The organism is Silvimonas sp., assembly GCF_031291215.1.
GTDB lineage: Bacteria > Pseudomonadota > Gammaproteobacteria > Burkholderiales > Chitinibacteraceae > Silvimonas > Silvimonas soli.
The window spans coordinates 1-1,261 of sequence record NZ_JARLJK010000004.1 but is presented as its reverse complement, the minus strand read 5'-3'; the positions used below and the strand labels follow the sequence as shown (position 1 = coordinate 1,261).

The 1,261-nt window shown below is 51.2% G+C and carries 1 protein-coding gene; it reads left to right on the top strand.

Annotation, left to right across the window (positions count from 1 at the left end; translation table 11 throughout):
• Positions 1-456 (top strand): PP2C family protein-serine/threonine phosphatase (locus tag P4L78_RS00030; RefSeq protein ID WP_309326178.1); only part of this gene is annotated, 456 nt, incomplete at its 5' end.
• Positions 457-1,261 lie beyond the last annotated feature (805 nt).

The following is a 1,261-nucleotide window of genomic DNA, read 5'->3' as shown; positions in this document are numbered from 1 at the left end:
TCGAGCGGCCGCGCGGTGGAGATGAGCGTCGATCACAAGCCGTCACGTGAGGATGAGAAGTCGCGCATCGAGAAGCTTGGTGGTAAGGTGATTCACTACGGCACTTGGCGCGTGCAGGGCGTGTTGGCCGTATCGCGCGCATTCGGCGATCGTCGCTTGAAGGCATTCGTCTCCGCCGAGCCGGAGATCAAGACCTGGAAGATCGAAGAGGGAGATGACTTCCTCATACTGGCATCGGACGGAGTGTGGGATGTGCTCTCATCGCAGGCGGCGGTGGATATAGTCAAGCAGGCGATCGACCAGCAATCGCAGGACGGAGCGAACGGAAGCAATGGAAACACCGCTTCTGGCGGCGATTTCAAGGAGGCTGCCAAGCGACTCACCAATGCCGCCTACTCCTATCATTCCATGGACAATATCACTTCGTTGGTCATCGATCTGAGGCAATTTCGATGAGCGTACATTGTTTCATACTTGAATGCTGCGCGTCGTGCACGCCTGTTTCACTTAGCGTGCGCTTTTCCTCAGTCTACATCAACCATCCGCATTCGACCAACACTCGATTGATGCAATTGCAAGTTGACGCATATTTCCGAGTTGCTGTGCGTGCGAGCGCTCGAGCTCGCCAATGTGGGCGATGCGAACCTGAGTTTGCATCACGATTCGCACAGTGGATGCCTGCAACCCTTTCCAAAAGTCCCTTGAAACTAAGAAAATCTCCCATGCGGATCTTCACATTCAGATGAGCTCCGCAGGTCATATTTACGCCATTAGCCTTGCAAGCTTATGGACAGTTTATCCAGTAAATAGCACGATTGCCTGCTGCATGGTGATGGAGATCCAGAGTCGCCGGAAATCGTCTTAGACGGCGTTTGGTCGGTGCCAGCTTGAATTTCCTCTCGATCTCTGCAACTGCCAACAGTCCAATGGCTGCAATTGTGCATACTGTGTTGCAGACTCGCAGGCTACAATTTGCTGTCGTGTGTGTTGCTGGCTGAGCTCGCAATCATGATGAAGTTGAAATTCAAGGGACTTTTGGAAAGGGTTGAAATCATAAACTGATCCTGCACAACAACCATCAACTATCCAGCCAAACCAACGCATGCATCGTATACAACTAAATATTGTTCACAAGAAAACAGTCACTGCGTGCAAACAGATGCATGCTTGATGGCAAAAAAGAATGACCGAAGCGGGATTCGAACTTGGAACCGTGAGGATCGGAACTGAGACCTTCGGGATTGGTTCGAAAAACCTATAT